Below are 18,500 nucleotides of genomic sequence, written 5' to 3'. Positions count from 1 at the left end.
TATTCAAATTCAAACACAACAATTGTACAAACCTATTAAGTCCCTTTAAACACAGCCAATCAAATAGTTAAAATTTAATCTGATTTAATTTTTTACCTACTAAAAAAGTCATTGCAATTAAATATCCAATAAATAAAATAAAGAAATTCCATTTAGAAAACATTAAATTCTTTTGCAACAACCATCTATTAAGAATGTATGTGAAAATAAAAATATTTGTAATAACGACTAAAAAGCCTACTCCTACCAAATCTTTTTTATTTTCTAATAGGAATGCCATAATCATAGTTCCTAATAGATAAAAAAACAAAAAGAAACCATGTATTAGATAAAAAACTGGTGGAATTAGCTGATCGGATAAAATTAAATATCCAAAATTAAGTACACAAAAAGCCATCCCTATTAGGAATAGCTTTTTTAAAAATTCTTTAATAAGCATTATTTATTAATTTCATTTACTTGTTTGATAACATTATATAAAGCTATGAAGACTCCGAACAATGTTAAGATTTTATTATAATAGAAATAAGAACTGGGATATGTTATATCTATCCATTCTCCCAATTTATAAAACAAATAAATAGTAACTCCCATTTGTGACGGAATGGTAACAAGGGAGAGCCATTTGTTTCCATTAAACCTACCTTTTTCTTCCTTATTATTGCTCTCCATTTACAACATTCAATGAAGGAGCAATTGTTTTCATCACACAGGTTGCTGTGAATTTAGCACCAGGTTCGACAGCTAATTTACCACAACTTACATCTCCATTTATAGTAGCTGTAGCTTTTACATTTAGGATTTCTTCTACAATTATTTTTCCTTCGGCTTTCCCTTCTATATCCACATTTTGGGCATTTATATCTCCTAAAACACTTCCTGCAGGCCCCACTACTAATTTAGCTTTCGAGTTAAAATTTCCGATCAAGTGACCATCTAATCTAAAATCTGCAATTGATTCGATGTCCCCTTTGATTGTAGTTCCTTCAACAATACGATTTGTTTTTCCTAGTAGGTCTGTGTAATTTTTGGGCTTTTTGTCAAACATAAATTAAAGTTTTAGTTGTAGATATTCATTTAAATTTTTCTTCATTTGAATAACAGAATAATTTTGACTTGAAATAACAATGGCGTTTTCCTTTACTTCGTAACCTTTTGTTTTAGCTAGTAATTCTACTAGAAAACGTGCGTATTCACGAGAAGATATGCCATGAATTACGACAAAATTATCGGTTTGGTTATAAATATCGTAAGATACAAAAAACTTATAATATTGTTTCTCTTTTATATATTTTTCTAACTTATCTATTAAAATTTTAGTGTTTTTATCCTCTTTTGCACCTACTTTATACAACACTTTCCATTTAACAGAGGTTGTATCTGCCGACAGAACCATTTGTTCCATTTTTGGAATATCTATACGTAAAATTTCTTCTGCTTTTGTAGCTTCATCGGTATCAGGATATGTATTAATTACTTTTTGAACGCCTTCACGATAGGCATTCAAACCAAGTATTTTCCCATTCAATAAAGCTTTTAATAATTCAAACTTAGGCAATAAGGGGTCTCCAGAAAACAATGTCATGGACTTATCTATCTTATCTAATGCGACTTTATATTCTTGGTTTTCAAACATAACATGGCAGTTTTGATACACTTGAAGCGGAGCTTCTGGATCCTTATTTTCAGATATTTGTCCGTTCACTAATTGAGCATATCGGGTATTCGGATAATTTGCTATGATGTCTGCCTTTAACTTTTGTGCTTTTTCTGAATCAGAAATTTCATACAAGCGAAATAAGTTATATTTGGCTGGAAGTATAAAGCGTTCTTCTGGCTTATTTGCCAATAATTGTTCAAAACGTTCTTCAGCTACTTTATTTTCAAAGAATTTTTCTTTGTAGATCACCCCCAAGTTGTAGTACGCATTATTTCTTTCTTTTGTTAAACTATCAATTACTGTTTTTGATGTGGGTAGCTTAACTAAATAAAACTCTGGGGTATATTTTTCGTTAATAGTTACTGTTTCTGATTGATTTTTACTAACTTCTAAATTAACTGGATTTACCTCTTCATTTTTTTGATTTTGAATTTCCGCTGACCATTTCCAATTATCAACTAAAGCGCGTTTACCCCATTTTTTTGTAAATTCTACTTTTCCATAAGCTACCGTTGAGGGGTTATAAAAATAAAATGAATTTTTGGATTCATCCAATCCTAATGGTGTAATACCTCTTTTTCCACCTGGAGTTGGTACAATATTGGGATCAAAAAATACATTATCATTTTGTTGGTTATTTTGCTCACGATTTTGTTCTATAACTTGTTTTTTTTGATCTAATGCGACTTGTAATGAATCTTTTTTCTTTAATTCTTTTATAAATTTTTGAAAATAAAAAATACGTTCTTGATCTGACATCGTAATCAGATTTATAATGCTATCGTTATGTTTGGCTATTTTTTCGTACTTTATGACTTCGTCTAAATTTTTTCTTTTCTTTTCGATTATAAAGTATTCTCTATTCTTTTTAGTAAATTTGGTTAGAGTGCTATCGTAGTATTTACCCGCTATTTCGTATTTTGTTTGATCAAAATAAATTTTAGCTAAATTTCTATAATTAGAAGCCATTAAATAGCTGTCACTTGAGGTAGATTTTAGTGATTTCTTATAATAATTTTTAGCTTTTTCTTGTAATTTGAGTTGATCATAAAAAAGTGCTACTTGATGATTTAAGACATCTAGATATGAACGATTTTCTCTATCTTTCAATAATTTAGCATATTTTTTTGTAAAGATTAGTGTGTCTTTTGTAACGTCTATTAAACCTGCTTGTTTGGCATGTGCTTGAATAACATATATACGGGGCGATTGTCTTTTCATATTTATGACTTCTTGAAAAGCTATAGAAGCACTATCCTTATATTTTAATTGTTCGTATAGTTGCCCTAAAATAAATCTATAGCGGGCTTTTTCTTCTTTATTAGAAGTATATTCAATAGATTTCTTTATGGAATTTACGGCCTTTTGTTTTTCTTCAAGATTGATATATGCTTGTGTTAAAAGCGCATTGCCATCTGCTTTTATATGAGGTGGTAAATCGTGTCTTTTTAAAAGTAACGTTAGATTCTTAACTGCTAGTGCATCATTTTCTAATCGTACATTTGTCTTTTCTCTCCAAACTTTAGCTTCATAAATTTTGTCTGAATTAGAATATTTGTATAAGATATAATTGAACGCTTCTAATGCGGGTACAAACCTTTTATCATAATAACGGGCTTTTCCTAATAGTAGATGGGCTTCATCCATTTGTGAATTTCGCTCTCTCCCCTCAATATTCATAGAGTGCTTTTGAATCGCTTTTATGGCTTTATCTTCTGCACGGCTAAAATTAACATTTTTCCCTTTTTGCCCTGGTAAAAAGGATTCTTCTTCAATTTGCATACGTTCAACGGGCAATATTTCCCAAAAATCATCAACATAAGCATTTTTTAGTCCGTCTATACCTGATTGCAAAGCGACCTCACCATTGTATACCGTGTTATACTTAGAGTTTAAAGCATGCCAATTTCTAGAAATTAATGTATCCTTTTTAGTTGAACAGGCAATGACAAATGCGCATAGTCCAAAAGATGCTATATATATTAGGTAATTTTTCAAACGATTGTAATTTTTAAATATAAACTCTAAAAATATTTTTTTAGTATTTTGACTGGTAAAAGTACACTTCTTTTAAAAAGTAATGAAGTAAAAATAAAAAAAATCCCAAAAGCGGAATAACTTTTGGGACTTTTAAGATTATAATTTTTCTACTCAATAGCAAGTTTACTTTTCGAATTATTACTATCTAAAATATATGTACCTTTGGTTAACATATCAGTATCAATAGTTATTGAATTATCTTTGCTTTTTTTATTGAAAACCTTTTTCCCTGTTAAATCAAAAATTTGAACCTCATTATCTTCTAATTTTTCAAAATTTATAGTTAATTGTTCACCTTTTTTTATTGGATTTTTAAAACTAAATTTAACATTTTTATTTACAGATCTTACCTTAGTATTTACTAAATCTCCATGAGCAATAAATTCTGATATATGAACACCTTGGTTTACGGAATTAAAACTCATATCTACCTTGAAATATCTAGCTTGAACTGGTTTATCAAAGGTAAATGTATTTCCAGCTTTTGTAGCATTAGAAGTATCAGATTTGTCAGCTACCTGAGTCCAACTTACTCCATCAATAGATGAAAAAACAGTATATTTATAATATCTAGTATCTTTAAAATAGTTAACTACAGTTATATCATTAACATTATAGTTAGCACCTAAATCCACTTTCCACCACTGTGGATAAGCTGTATTCCCCCAATAAGTATCAATATTTCCATCATTCGCTTTCGGACCATCTGTTGATGGTATATCTGAACCACTAACTGTTGTTGTTTTGTTTAATGCAATATTATTAGTGGCGGCATATGGATTCCCACCTAAATCTGAGCTAAGATTTACTAATTGTGCATGAATATCTGCTACATCTCTTATACTTTCTGTTAAGAACCATTTCTCATAATTTGTTCCAAAGTGTCTATTAGGTCTATATCCTTTGGCTACAATTCCAGATATCATCGCTCCAAATGTAGACACTTTCTTTATAATTTCAGCATTTGAAAGTAAAGGGATGTCTAAATTTGATAATTGATAGTCTGTGTGTAATTTCGAATTAAAACCAGTTATACCATCCATAGCTTCTAGTGCTAAAACTGACGTAATATAATGATCCGCATGATCACCAGGATTAATTGTCATATCTACATCTGTAGAATAAACATTTGATGTGGTACTCTTTTCTGTATTAAAAATAGCTTTTATTGTCTCTTTTAATTCTGACCAAGTATAAGTTGCTGTACCCGTAACATTTGTGATAGTCGATATACTTCCTTTTTTTAATTTTTCAATACTTTGATAATTATTTGCAGAATAACCATTCATATTCAAACTACAACAATCTCCGTTTGGTAAATCCAGAAAATACATAGTAATATTATTTCCATAAGTCCATTTGCGTACTTTTTTACCAGCCATTAACACTTCTGTAGTCGTTTCATTGAAATTTAAAGGCAAGTTTCCATTCGTATAACAATATTCTAAGGCTTTTTTGTAACCGTTATCACGAGCTTCATAAAAAGGTGTTTTAATACCTACCCCAGCATCAGGGGTATAAACACCATCATGTGCTCCTTGATCTGAAGCACTCGTTACAATTGCAACTGTCTTAACACCTGAGCTTACTTTATCAAATAGTGGTACACCACAAAAATAAACCGCATCATCTTGATGGGCATGTACAAAAAAGGTTGTTTCTTGTGCCTTTATTGATAAGCTTGTAAAAAAAGCAGCACATAATAAGTAAATTTTTTTCATAGATATTTATTTTTTTCAAATATAAAACAAAAATCCTTTTTAAATTTTATTCTAAAAGTCCAAAAAAAAGAGCAAAAAGGACTTTTAAAGTAATATTATTAAATTATTACATTTATAAATTACAATTTATAAAAGTTAATATTTTTTTACCTTTGTAGTATAAAACAAAACTTATGTCAATATTCTATAAACTATCTATAAAAGAAGTAAAAAGAGAAACTCCTAATGCTATTTCAATAGCTTTTAATGTTCCTTTAGAATTTAAAGATTTTTATCAATTTAAAGCAGGACAATACGTTACAATTAAATTAACTTTAGACGGTCATGAAATAAGAAGGGCATATTCTTTATGTACCGCTCCTTCTTCTGGAGAATTTTGTGTAACAATTAAAGCTATAAAAAACGGAACCTTTTCAAAATTTGCAAATGAACAATTAAAAGAAGGACACATACTAGATGTTGGTTTGCCTGAAGGACGTTTTTGTTTTGAACCACAAGTGGATCGTCAACGAAACTACATGGGGTTTGCGGCTGGTAGTGGTATCACTCCTGTAATGTCTATTTTGCAAACCGTTTTATTAGAAGAACCTAAAAGTTCTTTCGTGTTAGTTTATGGAAATAAGACATCTAATGAAACCATTTTTCACAATCAATTAGCTGAATTGCAAAAACAATTTCTTGGCAGGTTAACGGTACACTATGTGTACAGTCAAGAAGAAATAGAAGGACAATTAGCAGGTAGAATTAATAAATCAGTCGTTCATACAATTCATGAAAAACATATTGGTCAAGAGTTTGATAAATATTTTTTATGTGGTCCAGAGGAAATGATCAATGATGTTAATAGTACTCTAAAAGAAAAAGGTATAGCAGAAAAAAATATAAAATTTGAATTATTTTCAACTTCACCAACAATTGAAAATAATTCATCTTCTTCTGACACTTTTGAACACACAAAGATTACAGTAACACTAGATGGTGATGAAGAATCTTTTGAAATGTCTACAAAACAAACATTGTTAGAAGCTATCTTAAAACAAGGTATGGACGCTCCTTATTCATGTCAAGGTGGTGTTTGTAGTAGTTGTATCGCGCGAGTTACCTCAGGAAGCGCTATTATGAAGAAAAATTCTATCCTAAGTGATAAAGAGATTTCAGATGGTTTAATTTTAACTTGCCAAGCGCACCCAACATCTGCTGAAATCAGTATTGATTTTGATGATGTATAAAAAATAATTTTGAAAAAGGATTTGGGTTGTTTATAAATCTAAATCCTTTTTAATTTTATTAATTATTATTTCTGGTTCTATAGTACGCATTACGTCTTCATACCCCTCTACTTCTTTATTGCCATAAACGGAAGTTGGCAACATTGGATATTTTTCTCTATCAGCTGTGAGACAATTTTCTAAAGGTTGATTAAAAGGACTAAAGCCTGAATAAGGATGAGTTGCTCCCCAAAGTGTTATAACATTAACTCCCAACATAGAGGCGATATGTCCATTCCCTGAATCCATAGAAAGCATCAAATCTAAATTAGAAATTAAATTTAATTCTTCTTGAAGCTTAATTTTACCTGCAACTACCTGAACGTTGGGATAATCTCTCTTAAGTTGATATAATTTTTCTATTTCTTTTTTTCCTCCTCCAAATAGGAATATTTTAATCGTTTCTTTTGCTAAGCCGTCTACAACTTTTTGCATCAAATCTAATGGATATATTTTAGACTCATACTGAGCAAATGGTGCTATTCCTATCCATTTATTCATTTTATTTCCTGTTATACCAAGAATTTGATCCGATAATAAGGCTTTATCTGGAAACTGAGGATTTAATAGATCAAAAGAAAATCCTAAACGAACAAGCGTATCTTTATGTCTTTCAAACATGGATTTTACAGGAGCAAAAACTTTATTTTTAGGTCGAGTTAATGCCTTGTTATCCTTACGTTCTTTATCTGTAAATGCTACTTTTTTTCCATTGACTGCAAATAAACCTCTAATAACTTTTGAACGAAGTACATTATGAAAATCAGCAACAGCATCAATATTTAATTTTTTCAAATCATTGTATAATCGGACAAGTCCAATCATTCCTTTATGTTTTTTATTCAGATCTACTGGAAAAAAACTAACATTTTCTAAACCGTTGAAAAAAGGCTGAAAGAAGGGACGTGAAACTACTGTAATTTTCAACTCGGGATGTTTTAAGGATAAAGCCCTTAAAACAGGAACTGTCATAGCAACATCTCCCATAGCTGATAAACGAATAATCAATAGATGCTTCATAATATTTTTTTAAAACCCAAAAACATTGATAATGTAAAGAACTTATCTTATCAATGTTTTTCTGAAATTAAATTAGAATCATTATTTATTTTGATACAAAACAGGGTTTAATTCTTCATCGTTGTACATCTTCATTTGTTTATAAACCTTCATGTACTTATCTCCTTTTTCAATATCTTCGATCAATTGACTTATTGAAATAAACATATCTTTCTTTTGCTCTAAAAGAATACTTAATTTTTCTTGACATTTTGCCCTATGCTCTTTTGTAGCTGTTAATCGAGTAGCCTCTTCATTCATGTGATAAATCTTAAGAGCCAAAATAGATAATCTATCAATAGCCCAAGCTGGACTTTCTGTATTAATACGGGCATCTGCTTTTACCTGAACAGTCTCATATTTTTTAAGAAAATAACTATCTATGTATTCTACCATATCTGTACGCACTTGATTTGAAGCATCAATTTTACGTTTTAAATCTAAAGCTGCTATGGGATCAATTTGAGGATCACGAATAATATCCTCATAATGCCATTGAACGGTGTCCACCCAATTTTTTGCATACAACAAATGTTCTATAGAACCTTTCTCATAAGGATTTGTAATTTCTTGATAAACATCGTCTTTTATATGATACTCTTGAATACTTCTTTCGAATATAGGAAAAGTAAATTCTGCGAACATAGGTACGTTATTAAAATGTTCCACAAAATTATGTATTTTTACGAAATTAATTCATCTTATATGAACCTTAATTTTTTATTTAATAGTGGAAAAAATCCTAAATGGAAATACTACCTAGACAATATTCTTTTAAATATCGTGCCAAAATTTATATTTAGGAGTCAATATCCAAAATTAATTATAGATTTTAATACAAGACCAGACAAAGATTATATACTTGAAAGGGTAAATTATTACAACAAATTAAATAAAAACAACAGCTTACCTCCAAACGCTAAGCGACTAAAAGATAACAAAATAGAAAAAGCTGGATCTGTATACTATTACGATACAGAATTTATAACAAGATATTTCAATCCTAGTCTTAAGTTTTTTAGTTGTTATGGAGATATAACTCACATCCCTAATGAACCTTCTATATTAAAAAGTAGACCTATTTTGGGAAATAATCAAAATAGTATATTATTAAATCTTGATAAGGTAAGACATTTTATTTTTTTAAAAGATGGTAAGACATTTGATAAAAAAATCAATAAAATAATATTTAGAGGCAAAATAATAGGTAAGCAACAAAGAATAGATTTTATGAACAAATTCTTTGGAAATCCTTTGTTTGATCTTGGAGATGTTTCAAAAAGCGTAACAAAGAAAGAATGGAAAGTTCCTAAAAAAACATTATGGGAACATCTAGACTACAAATTTATTATGGCATTAGAAGGCAATGATGTGGCTAGTAATTTAAAATGGGTTATGTCATCTAATTCAATTGCTGTAATGCCCAAACCTACATACGAAACATGGTTTATGGAAGGAAAATTAATTCCTGATTTTCACTATATAGAAGTTAATGCTGATTTTTCTAATTTGGAAGAAAAAATAAATTATTATATAGAAAATCCTTCGGAAGCAAATCAAATTATTAAAAATGCAAACACATACTGCAAGCAATTCTATGATTCAAAAAGAGAAAAAATAATAGGCTTACTTGTCATGAAAAAATATTTTGAAAAAACCAATCAAATTTAATCTATGAAAATACATCATATCTCTGAACAAAATAGCGTTTTAAATCATTTCTTAGCCGAAATAAGAGATACAAACATACAAAAGGATCGTATGCGTTTTAGAAGAAACATAGAACGCATTGGTGAAATCATGTCCTACGAAATAAGTAAAACATTCCATTATGAAAACATTGAGGTAAAAACACCCCTTGGAATAAAACATACTACAAAATTAGCTAACGCTATCGTTTTATGCTCTATCTTGCGTGCAGGACTTGCCCTACATCAAGGTTTTATGAACTACTTTGATGAGGCTGAAAACGGCTTTATATCCGCTTATAGGCATCATTATAATCATGATGACCACTTTGAAATATTAGTAGAATACCAAGCGACTCCTTCTTTTGAAGGCAAAAGCCTTATTCTTATAGATCCCATGTTAGCAACAGGACAATCTATAGTTGCGGTGCTGAACAAATTATATTCAGAACACCAACCTAAAGAAATTCATATAGCAGTAGTCATTGCAGCTCCAGAAGGTATAGAGTACTTAGAAAAAAACTTACCTAAAAACACGCATTTATGGATTGCCTCTATAGATGAAAAATTAAACGAAAAAAACTATATAGTTCCAGGCCTTGGCGATGCTGGCGATTTAGCATACGGTGAAAAACTATAATATTTGTAACAAATAAGTCACCAAACTAGCTAATGCTAACAAAAGGACTATTCCCTCTTTTAACCAAATTTTCTTGATTTTTTCTAGATAATTGGTCAACATGATAGCTACGGGTACAAAAGTATATATCAAGTAGCTATTATGTTTTTCAGGCATTACAAAATAAATTGCTAACCCTATTATAAAAGCAAATATAACTTTACGGTAAGAAGATATTAGATGAGACATCTTACTCTGTAAAATGAACAACATACTTACAAAGGCAATTAAAGAAGCTACTACATAAATTGCTACCGCTATATTTTGAAAAACATTGGTTAAATCTTTTACGGTAAAATCAACATAAATCTGTTGAGGGTATAATGTTAAAAATTCAGGATAAAAGGCTAAAGAAAACATCAATCCAATAACTAAAACAGTAAAAAAAGCTATAAAAGGAATAAGCCAATTACGATAATCTCTTGACACATGGAGTATAATAGAGGAAAAAACGAGTAACAAAAACAATATACACCAAAAATTAATTAATGAAGCCAAAAAAACCCACAAGGAAGCGTCAAAAATCTTCTCTTTAGGTGTAATCATAGAATGCATAGAAATTAACCTTCGTAAAGCCAATAGTATAAAAGCATTGGAGAGAATTAATTTAAGATCCGATAATGTATCTGGAAATAAAATTAAAAAAATAAAAAACAATAAAAAGGTATAACTGTTATCTTTACTTAATCCGTTTTTCTTTGTAATGAAATTAGTAATTAACAAAGACCCCACCAATAATACTAATAATACCAATTTTTGTCCAATCTGTATTGCTGTTAGATCTGACGTACTGATATTGAATTGGTAAAACAAAAAACTAACTACCAATAAAATTATAACTATTACATAATTTATTGGTCGAGATTTACTAAAAACACTTGTAATCATAAGTATATTTTATATTTTTGCTGTGTAAATATAATACATTCGTCATGATGAAATCAATTTTTGAAGCAATTCAATGGTTATTTGAAGCTATTTTACTTGCTCCACACGACTTAATGCGCTCCGCGGAGTTAGAAAACTGGTGGGTTGCAAACCTTATTAACTGGGTATTATGGGCTATTATTTGTTATTATATTTGGTATTGGATTAAACAATTAAAAATATTCAAAGATAGTAACGAAGACCAACAAGATACGACCGCTCATTCGTTCTTAAAATAATAAAAAATGCCACGATCTGATTGTGGCATTTTTTATTATATTCAGCTATACAAAACTGTCGATTTTTGTATTTATTATAGTGTATTTAGATCCTTTCCTATATCTTTTCGAAAATACATTTTTTCAAAAGAAATCTTGGCAATACTATCGTATGACTTGGTCAAAGCTTCGGTAAAAGTTGTCCCGTAAGAAGAAATTGCCAGTACGCGTCCTCCAGTTGTTACTACAGTTTTTTGTTCTTTTTTAGTTCCTGCGTGAAAAACAATAGAATCCGTTACATTTTCGATTCCGGATATTACTTTTCCTTTTTCATACTCTTCTGGATACCCTCCTGAAGCTAGAATTACGGTAGTTGCTGCTCTTTCATCTGTTTCTAAAATAACTGAATCCAACTCTTCTTTTGCTATTCCTTGAAATAATTCTACTAAATCTGATTTAATACGAAGCATTACTACTTCTGTTTCTGGATCTCCCATACGTACGTTATACTCTATAACCATAGGCTCTCCTTTTACATTGATTAATCCAATGAAAATAAATCCTTTGTAATCAATCCCTTCTCTTTGCAAACCTTCAACCGTTGGTTTCACAATACGGGTTTCTACCTTTTCCATAAAAACGGCATCAGCAAATGGCACTGGCGAAACGGCTCCCATACCTCCAGTATTTAGACCTTTATCTCCTTCGCCTATGCGTTTGTAGTCCTTAGCTGTGGGTAAAATTTTATATGATTTTCCATCGGTTAAAACGAAACAGCTTAACTCGATACCGTCTAAAAATTCTTCAACCACTACTTTTGAAGAAGCGTCTCCAAATTTAGCATCAACTAACATATTTCGTAATTCTTGTTGTGCCTCTACCAAATCATTCAGTATTAAAACTCCTTTGCCTGCTGCTAAACCATCGGCTTTCAATACATAAGGCGCTTCTAAAGTGGTTAAGAATTTACATCCTTGTTCAACCGTATCTTTAGTAAAACTTTCGTAACGAGCCGTTGGGATATTATTTTTTACTAAAAATTGTTTTGCAAATTCTTTACTCCCTTCTAATTGAGCCCCTATTTTTGAGGGGCCTATAACAGGAATATTTTGTAATTCTAAATCGTTTTTAAAATAATCATAAATACCATTTACTAATGGGTCTTCTGGACCTACTACGATCATTTCAACTTTGTTTTCAATTACAAAATTCTTTACCTCATTAAAATCCAATGGATTAACAGAAATATTGGTTGCTATTTGCGCCGTTCCAGCATTTCCTGGTGCCACAAATAATTTTGTACATTTTGAACTTTGGAGCATTTTCCAAGCCAAAGCGTGCTCTCTTCCGCCTGAACCTAAAAGTAAAATTATCATCGTGTTGTGTTGTTGTTTTAAGTTGTAAAAATAGTCCGTTTAAAATTATTATGAAAACACTTGTTTTCTTATTTTTGGAAAAAAAGAAATATGTTTCGTTTTTTCGATTGGAGTTTAAAATTGAATGGTTTTCCTATAAAAGAAGCACAAGCGGAATTTGACGCTATCCTTGCTCTTTCTAAAAAATCACCTGTTGAATTTATCGAAAAAAGAAAAAAAGAAATTCTAGAATATCACTTACGTAATAATAGTTATTACAAAAACTTCATAGGCAATACACATATTGAGCATTGGGAAGATATTCCTCTAATGACCAAAAAAGATCTACAAAAACCGCTAAAAGAAAGACTCTCTAAAGGTTTTACTGAGAAAAATGTTTTCAAAAATAAAACTTCTGGTTCTAGTGGAGATCCTTTTGTTTTTGCAAAGGACAAATACGCTCATGCTCTTACTTGGGCATCTATAATTTACCGATTTAGCTGGCATGGGATTAATTTTAATACAAGTTATCAAGCGCGATTTTATGGCATTCCTTTAGATTTTTCAGGATATGTTAAGGAGCGAATCAAAGATTTTTTAAGCAATCGGTATCGATTCCCAATTTTTGATTTATCAGATGCTGTATTAGAAAATATTTTACAAAAATTTAAAAAAAAGAAATTTGATTATATCAATGGTTATACGAGTTCAATAGTTCTTTTTGGTAAATTTTTACAACGAAAAAATATAATTTTAAAAGAGGTATGTCCTACTTTAACTGTTTGTATTGTAACTTCAGAAATGCTATTTGATGAGGATAAAAATTTAATAGAAAAACAATTTGGTATTCCTGTAATTAATGAATATGGTGCTTCGGAATTAGATTTAATTGCTTTTCAGGACACAAATAACACTTGGCAACTTAATAATGAGACATTATTTGTAGAAATAGTAAATGAAAAGGGGCAAACATTACCTTTTGGTCAAGAAGGACGTATCGTCATTACCTCTCTCTATAACAAAGCACATCCTTTTATACGGTATGATATAGGAGATATAGGGATTATTGATGAAAAAAGTTCTCCTACAAGACCTTTACTAAAAAAATTAGTAGGACGAACTAATGATATAGCCATTTTACCTAGTGGTAAAAAATCACCTGGTCTTACTTTTTATTATGTCACAAAAAGCATCATAGAAGATGACGGAAATGTAAAAGAATTTATTATTAAACAAACCAAACTCAATACGTTTGAAATTGATTACGTAAGTGAAAAAGAATTAAGTTTAGAACAAATTCACAAAATAAATCAGGCGATCAATTTATATTTAGAACCTGATTTAAATTTTATTTATAATCGAAAAAGTGTATTGTTAAGAAATAAGAGAGGGAAATTAAAACAATTTCAAAGTCAACTTTAATTTCTATATTTTAAAAAACCTCTAATAGTCCATTGAATCATATAATAAGCAGATTCTAAAAAAGATAATCTTTCAACCTCTCTATAAAATTGCCATTGATATTTTACCAGTGCTTTTTTATTTCGAGATAGAGAATTTTGTCTGATTCTATAAATTGCTTGTGGTTCTTGAATACCATAAGCATAGGGTATTTCTTTTAAATATTTCAACCACAATCCCATATCTTGTCTTTTCAAAATATTAGGCATTTGTTTTACGCCTAATACTTTTACATTTAAGAAAGCAGTCAAACAACTGATTGAATTTGTTTTTAATATATCTGTATAAGTAACTTTTTGTGGAACTATAAAATCAGAATAAACAAATTCTAAATTTTCATTTGCTCTCTTGTATGACGAAAAAACAAAATTAATCCCAGTTTCTTGTATTGTTTTAACACTTGTTTCAATAAAAGAAGAAAACCAAATATCATCTGCATCCAAAAAGGTCATATAATCTCCTTTTACCAATTTGATTACTTCATTCCTTGCTTTTGATGCACCTGAATTTTTAGCTAATCTGGTTAAACTAATACGATTATCTTTATCCATAAAATTAAGAATGGTTTCGACTGTTTTATCCGAAGAACCATCATCTACAATCAACATTTCCCAATTTGTGTAAGTTTGAGATTGAACCGATCGTATGGTTTCTGCTATATATCGTTCAGAATTATACGTTGGCGTTATAATAGAAACTAATTTATCCATTTAGTACGCTTTTTCATCTCCTAAAATGAATTTTTTAAGAGTCACTAAAATAATTTTTATATCTAGTAAAAGGGTCCAGTTTTCAATATAAAACAAATCAAATTTTAATCGGTCTTCTACGTCTTGATCCGTAAGAATTTCCCCTCGACATCCTTTAATTTGAGCAAGGCCTGTAACTCCTGGTTTGATATAATGGCGCTCCATAAATTTATCAAAACGCTTAGCATAATCCTCATTAACACTCAACATTTGAGGGCGAGGACCAACCACTGACATATCTCCTAATAAGACATTAATAAACTGAGGCATTTCATCTATACTTGATTTTCTTAAAAATTTACCGAGTGGGGTAACACGCTCATCTCCCTTAGATGCTAATTGTATATTTGCCAATTTATTAATTTTCATTGAACGAAATTTAAAACAATAAAAACTCTCATTATTAATTCCGTGTCTTTCTTGTTTAAAAAAAACAGGTCCTTTAGAATCTAATTTAATTAAAAGTGCAATCAAAGGAATAAGCCAAGAAAGCACGAAAAGGATAACTAAAAATGAAAAAAGGATATCAAACAAACGCTTTATCCAATGATTAAACCATAATTCCAAAGGTGTTTTTCTAATTGAAATCAAAGGAATATATCCATAATAATCTAAAGACATATTATGAGAAAGTGCGGAATTATCGGGTATTAATTTTATGGTCTTAAAGTGGTTGTGCGCATAGGCAATGACATCATCTGAATACTCTTTTGAAATACTATTCAAATCGCAATAAATTTCATCTATTGACTGTTCTTTAATTATTTTTTTTAGTTCTAAAAAAGAAGTGTTCTCAGAAATCATTGAGTATAATCTATACCCCAAGTCTTTATTTTCTTTAAAAAAATCAGCTAATTCTATTGCTTTTTCTTTTTTACCTATAATAATTACTCTTCTGTAATTACCTCCTAAAAGCTGACGATATTTCCTTAAAGAATAATATATCCCGAATTTAAAAAAAGTAACAAAAAGGGTTAAACAAAAAAGGTATTTAAAAACTAATTGATGAGTAACTCCTTTTTCTAAAATAAAAATAAGTGTAATAAATACGAAAGAAAATATTGATAAATGTCTAATAATCTTAAAAAATATTTTAACAGGAGCTGTAAAACGAAATACTTCGTAAAACTCTGTAAAATTAGATGTAATCGTCCAAACAACAAGTAAAGAGATGATTTCTTTTAGATTAAATGTAAGAACAGGAAATAACAACAGCAGCCAAACAATCAAAAGAAAGTCGACTAAATAAGAAATAGGTCTAATATATTTTGAATATCTACCTACTGCCATTGATTAACGGATATACTCTTTAAAATCTTTATGTTCTTCTTTTAACAATTCTTCTTTAGGAAGTGATTTAAAATATTCATACGTCAATTTCATACCTTGACTACGAGATACCTTAGCTTCCCATCCTAAAATTTCTTTTGCTTTCGTTGTATCGGGCTGACGTTGTAAAGGATCATTTTCTGGAAGCGGTTGGTATACGATTTTCTGATCTGTTCCTGTCAGCTTAATAATTTCTTCTGCAAAATCTTTAATTGTAATTTCATCAGAATTACCAATATTTACAGGATAAGGATAGTCTGACAGCAATAAACGGTAAATTCCTTCTATTTGATCATCTACGTAGCAAAAAGAACGTGTTTGACTACCATCTCCAAAAATAGTTAAATCCTCACCTCTCAACGCTTGACCAATAAAAGCGGGAATTACACGACCATCATTTAAACGCATTCTAGGTCCATAGGTATTAAAAATTCGTACAATCCGGGTTTCTAATCCATGAAAACGATGATATGCCATGGTAATAGATTCTTGAAAACGTTTCGCTTCATCATACACCCCTCGAGGTCCTATGGTGTTTACATTCCCAAAATAATCTTCCGTTTGAGGATGAACCAACGGATCGCCATATACCTCGGAAGTGGAAGCAATCAAGATACGTGCCTTTTTTACTCGAGCTAATCCTAATAAATTATGAGTTCCTAAAGAACCTACTTTTAAGGTTTGAATAGGAATTTTTAAATAATCAATTGGCGATGCTGGAGAGGCAAAATGAAGAATGTAATCTAATTCTCCTGGAACATGTACAAACTTTGAAACGTCGTGATGGTAAAAGTCAAAATTTTCAAGTTTAAATAAATGCTGGATGTTTTTTAAATCTCCTGTAATCAGATTATCCATACCAATAACATAGTAACCTTCTTTGATAAAACGATCACATAAATGAGATCCTAAAAATCCTGCAGCTCCGGTTATAAGAATTCTTTTCATTGTAATTTTGTTTGCGATAATGCTTCTTTCCAATCTTTAATACTAATTTTAAAATTAGTATTAATTTTTGTTTTATCCAACACACTATATTTAGGCCTTTTAGCGGGCGTTGGGTAAGCTTCTGTTGGTATTGGATTTACTTTTATAGATATTGAATTTTGTTTAAAAATTTCTACTGCAAAATCAAACCAAGAACAGACCCCTTCATTACTAAAATTATAGATACCAAATGAATTATGGGTGGTCGATTGTTGTTCTAAAATTTTTAGAATTGCATCCGCTAAATCCACAGCATTCGTTGGTGTTCCTATTTGATCTGCCACTACATTTAGTTCCTCACGACCTTGAGCCAATCGAAGCATTGTTTTCATAAAATTATTTCCGAACTGAGAATATACCCAAGAAGTTCTAATAATAAAATACTTAGTACAATTAACTATTACCTCTTTTTCTCCTTCTAACTTGGTTTGTCCGTACACTCCTAAGGGATTGGTCTGATCTGTTTCAAAATAAGGTTCTTTATTTGAACCATTAAAAACAAAGTCAGTTGACACGTGAACTAATGTTGCATTTACTTTTTCACAAGCAATTGCTAGGTTTTTAGGACCAATGACATTAACTAAATATGCTTTTTCTTGATCTGATTCTGCTTTATCTACAGCTGTATAAGCAGCTGTGTTTATACAGAAATCTATTTTATTATTATCAAAAAAAGTATCTACTTGATCTTGATTTGTAATATCTAAATCTTGTGAGCTAGCAAAAATAAATTGCATCTCAGCGTACTGAGATGCAATAAATTGTAATGACTGGCCTAGTTGTCCTGAAGCTCCTGTTACTAAAACTACCATACTTTTCGAGCATTTTCTAGAGTTGGTAATATTTTATCTTTTCCAGATATAATCAACTCTGATTCAGGTATACCCCAATCAATTGCTACAGTTGGATCGTTATAAATGAGTCCTCCTTCACTTTCTTTGTTATAAAAATTATCACATTTATAAAAAAAGGAGGCCTTATTACTCAATACAATAAACCCGTGAGCAAATCCTCTTGGAATATAAAACTGTTTTTTATTTTCAGCCGTTAATAAGATACTATAAGATTGACCATACGTATCGGAATCGGGACGTAAATCTACAGCTACATCTAATACTTCACCTTCTAGTACTCGTACTAATTTAGCTTGAGCATATTCGCCACATTGGTAATGTAAACCTCTCAAAACTCCTTTTGAAGAATATGATTGATTGTCTTGTACAAATTTTACTTCTTTCCCTATTCCTTCATTAAAAGTGTTTTGATTAAAACTTTCCATGAAATAACCTCGTTCATCATGAATAACTTTAGGTTCTAATACAAAACAACCTCTTAGTTTGGTCTCTATAAAATTCATTA

Annotated in this window: 19 protein-coding genes; 5 read left to right on the top strand and 14 right to left on the bottom strand. The window is 30.2% G+C overall.

Translation table 11 applies throughout. The annotated features are described in order from the left end of the window. Positions 1-67 precede the first annotated feature (67 nt). The 5 genes from HUE53_RS08025 to HUE53_RS08005 all read right to left on the bottom strand — a co-directional run bounded on the left by HUE53_RS08025 (position 68) and on the right by HUE53_RS08005 (position 5,421). Positions 68-439 (bottom strand): hypothetical protein, encoded by a 372-nt coding sequence (locus HUE53_RS08025; RefSeq protein WP_014165722.1) that lies wholly within the window; start codon positions 437-439, stop codon positions 68-70. Then, on the bottom strand, positions 439-672 hold the full coding sequence (locus HUE53_RS08020; protein ID WP_014165723.1) for an AtpZ/AtpI family protein: 234 nt from the start codon (positions 670-672) through the stop codon (positions 439-441). The genes HUE53_RS08025 and HUE53_RS08020 overlap by 1 nt, the downstream gene beginning before the upstream one ends. Beyond that, positions 659-1,048 carry a bactofilin family protein gene (locus tag HUE53_RS08015; protein WP_014165724.1) on the bottom strand — a complete coding sequence of 130 codons (390 nt, stop codon included), beginning with the start codon at positions 1,046-1,048 and terminating at the stop codon, positions 659-661. The genes HUE53_RS08020 and HUE53_RS08015 overlap by 14 nt, the downstream gene beginning before the upstream one ends. 3 nt (positions 1,049-1,051) lie before the next feature. Continuing rightward, positions 1,052-3,658, bottom strand: a complete 2,607-nt coding sequence (gene porW / locus HUE53_RS08010; protein ID WP_065213866.1) for a type IX secretion system periplasmic lipoprotein PorW/SprE — start codon at positions 3,656-3,658, stop codon at positions 1,052-1,054. A 149-nt stretch (positions 3,659-3,807) separates the two neighbouring features. After that, on the bottom strand, positions 3,808-5,421 hold the full coding sequence (locus HUE53_RS08005; RefSeq protein ID WP_014165726.1) for a galactose-binding domain-containing protein: 1,614 nt from the start codon (positions 5,419-5,421) through the stop codon (positions 3,808-3,810). 173 nt (positions 5,422-5,594) lie between these two features. Between HUE53_RS08005 and HUE53_RS08000 the strand changes: the two genes are divergently transcribed. Next, entirely contained in the window at positions 5,595-6,650 is a 1,056-nt protein-coding gene (locus tag HUE53_RS08000; RefSeq protein WP_065213867.1) for a ferredoxin--NADP reductase, read from the top strand. 30 nt (positions 6,651-6,680) lie between these two features. On the opposite strand, the gene HUE53_RS07995 is transcribed toward HUE53_RS08000, so the two are convergent. Both HUE53_RS07995 and HUE53_RS07990 read right to left on the bottom strand, forming a co-directional pair. After that, positions 6,681-7,709, bottom strand: a complete 1,029-nt coding sequence (locus HUE53_RS07995) for a glycosyltransferase family 9 protein (protein WP_060381341.1) — start codon at positions 7,707-7,709, stop codon at positions 6,681-6,683. 81 nt (positions 7,710-7,790) lie between these two features. Next, on the bottom strand, positions 7,791-8,393 hold the full coding sequence (locus HUE53_RS07990) for a DUF4254 domain-containing protein (protein ID WP_192188843.1): 603 nt from the start codon (positions 8,391-8,393) through the stop codon (positions 7,791-7,793). Positions 8,394-8,423: 30 nt separating this feature from the next. Between HUE53_RS07990 and HUE53_RS07985 the strand changes: the two genes are divergently transcribed. After that, a complete protein-coding gene (locus HUE53_RS07985; RefSeq protein ID WP_225556127.1) occupies positions 8,424-9,419 on the top strand; it encodes a glycosyltransferase in 996 nt (331 codons plus the stop codon). Positions 9,420-9,422: 3 nt separating this feature from the next. Continuing rightward, complete coding sequence (gene upp, locus HUE53_RS07980) at positions 9,423-10,076, top strand: uracil phosphoribosyltransferase (protein WP_192188406.1); 654 nt, start codon at positions 9,423-9,425, stop codon at positions 10,074-10,076. Here upp and HUE53_RS07975 read toward each other — a convergent pair. Beyond that, a complete protein-coding gene (locus HUE53_RS07975) occupies positions 10,071-11,003 on the bottom strand; it encodes a DUF6427 family protein (protein WP_014165732.1) in 933 nt (310 codons plus the stop codon). The genes upp and HUE53_RS07975 overlap by 6 nt on opposite strands. A 47-nt stretch (positions 11,004-11,050) precedes the next feature. Here HUE53_RS07975 and HUE53_RS07970 point away from each other — a divergent pair, with 47 nt between their 5' ends. Continuing rightward, entirely contained in the window at positions 11,051-11,281 is a 231-nt protein-coding gene (locus tag HUE53_RS07970) for a DUF6341 family protein (RefSeq protein ID WP_014165733.1), read from the top strand. Between the two features lie 74 nt (positions 11,282-11,355). Here the strand turns inward: HUE53_RS07970 and purD are convergent, their stop codons facing one another. Continuing rightward, positions 11,356-12,636 carry a phosphoribosylamine--glycine ligase gene (gene purD / locus HUE53_RS07965; protein ID WP_077225525.1) on the bottom strand — a complete coding sequence of 427 codons (1,281 nt, stop codon included), beginning with the start codon at positions 12,634-12,636 and terminating at the stop codon, positions 11,356-11,358. 90 nt (positions 12,637-12,726) lie between these two features. On the opposite strand from purD, the gene HUE53_RS07960 reads away from it, so the two are divergent. After that, positions 12,727-14,037, top strand: a complete 1,311-nt coding sequence (locus HUE53_RS07960) for a phenylacetate--CoA ligase family protein (protein ID WP_138425370.1) — start codon at positions 12,727-12,729, stop codon at positions 14,035-14,037. Here the strand turns inward: HUE53_RS07960 and HUE53_RS07955 are convergent. The 5 genes from HUE53_RS07955 to rfbC are packed head-to-tail and all read right to left on the bottom strand — an operon-like array spanning position 14,034 to position 18,498. Beyond that, positions 14,034-14,786 carry a glycosyltransferase family 2 protein gene (locus tag HUE53_RS07955; RefSeq protein ID WP_014165736.1) on the bottom strand — a complete coding sequence of 251 codons (753 nt, stop codon included), beginning with the start codon at positions 14,784-14,786 and terminating at the stop codon, positions 14,034-14,036. The genes HUE53_RS07960 and HUE53_RS07955 overlap by 4 nt on opposite strands. Beyond that, positions 14,787-16,115 (bottom strand): exopolysaccharide biosynthesis polyprenyl glycosylphosphotransferase, encoded by a 1,329-nt coding sequence (locus tag HUE53_RS07950; RefSeq protein WP_014165737.1) that lies wholly within the window; start codon positions 16,113-16,115, stop codon positions 14,787-14,789. A gap of 3 nt (positions 16,116-16,118) precedes the next feature. Next, entirely contained in the window at positions 16,119-17,102 is a 984-nt protein-coding gene (locus tag HUE53_RS07945; RefSeq protein ID WP_014165738.1) for a UDP-glucuronic acid decarboxylase family protein, read from the bottom strand. Next, positions 17,099-17,953, bottom strand: a complete 855-nt coding sequence (gene rfbD / locus HUE53_RS07940) for a dTDP-4-dehydrorhamnose reductase (protein ID WP_014165739.1) — start codon at positions 17,951-17,953, stop codon at positions 17,099-17,101. Before rfbD ends, HUE53_RS07945 begins: the two co-directional genes overlap by 4 nt. Beyond that, positions 17,947-18,498 (bottom strand): dTDP-4-dehydrorhamnose 3,5-epimerase, encoded by a 552-nt coding sequence (rfbC, locus tag HUE53_RS07935; protein WP_014165740.1) that lies wholly within the window; start codon positions 18,496-18,498, stop codon positions 17,947-17,949. Before rfbC ends, rfbD begins: the two co-directional genes overlap by 7 nt. Positions 18,499-18,500: the final 2 nt, after the last annotated feature.

The sequence above is a fragment of the Flavobacterium columnare genome, from assembly GCF_014844295.1.
In the GTDB taxonomy this organism is placed as follows: Bacteria; Bacteroidota; Bacteroidia; order Flavobacteriales; family Flavobacteriaceae; genus Flavobacterium; species Flavobacterium columnare.
Note: the sequence above shows the minus strand (reverse complement) of the source record. Positions and strands in the feature narration are given on the sequence as shown.

Coding starts and splice junctions, on each gene's coding strand:
- HUE53_RS08015 (WP_014165724.1), bottom strand. CDS start 1,048: ATGTTTGACAAAAAGCCCAAAAATTACACAGACCTACTAGGAAAAACA.
- HUE53_RS07945 (WP_014165738.1), bottom strand. CDS start 17,102: ATGAAAAGAATTCTTATAACCGGAGCTGCAGGATTTTTAGGATCTCAT.
- purD (WP_077225525.1), bottom strand. CDS start 12,636: ATGATAATTTTACTTTTAGGTTCAGGCGGAAGAGAGCACGCTTTGGCT.
- rfbC (WP_014165740.1), bottom strand. CDS start 18,498: ATGAATTTTATAGAGACCAAACTAAGAGGTTGTTTTGTATTAGAACCT.
- upp (WP_192188406.1), top strand. CDS start 9,423: ATGAAAATACATCATATCTCTGAACAAAATAGCGTTTTAAATCATTTC.
- HUE53_RS08020 (WP_014165723.1), bottom strand. CDS start 672: ATGGAGAGCAATAATAAGGAAGAAAAAGGTAGGTTTAATGGAAACAAA.
- HUE53_RS07975 (WP_014165732.1), bottom strand. CDS start 11,003: ATGATTACAAGTGTTTTTAGTAAATCTCGACCAATAAATTATGTAATA.
- rfbD (WP_014165739.1), bottom strand. CDS start 17,953: ATGGTAGTTTTAGTAACAGGAGCTTCAGGACAACTAGGCCAGTCATTA.
- HUE53_RS07990 (WP_192188843.1), bottom strand. CDS start 8,393: ATGTTCGCAGAATTTACTTTTCCTATATTCGAAAGAAGTATTCAAGAG.
- HUE53_RS07995 (WP_060381341.1), bottom strand. CDS start 7,709: ATGAAGCATCTATTGATTATTCGTTTATCAGCTATGGGAGATGTTGCT.
- HUE53_RS07950 (WP_014165737.1), bottom strand. CDS start 16,115: ATGGCAGTAGGTAGATATTCAAAATATATTAGACCTATTTCTTATTTA.
- HUE53_RS07960 (WP_138425370.1), top strand. CDS start 12,727: ATGTTTCGTTTTTTCGATTGGAGTTTAAAATTGAATGGTTTTCCTATA.
- HUE53_RS08025 (WP_014165722.1), bottom strand. CDS start 439: ATGCTTATTAAAGAATTTTTAAAAAAGCTATTCCTAATAGGGATGGCT.
- HUE53_RS07985 (WP_225556127.1), top strand. CDS start 8,424: ATGTATTTTTACGAAATTAATTCATCTTATATGAACCTTAATTTTTTA.
- HUE53_RS08005 (WP_014165726.1), bottom strand. CDS start 5,421: ATGAAAAAAATTTACTTATTATGTGCTGCTTTTTTTACAAGCTTATCA.
- HUE53_RS07955 (WP_014165736.1), bottom strand. CDS start 14,786: ATGGATAAATTAGTTTCTATTATAACGCCAACGTATAATTCTGAACGA.
- HUE53_RS07970 (WP_014165733.1), top strand. CDS start 11,051: ATGAAATCAATTTTTGAAGCAATTCAATGGTTATTTGAAGCTATTTTA.
- HUE53_RS08000 (WP_065213867.1), top strand. CDS start 5,595: ATGTCAATATTCTATAAACTATCTATAAAAGAAGTAAAAAGAGAAACT.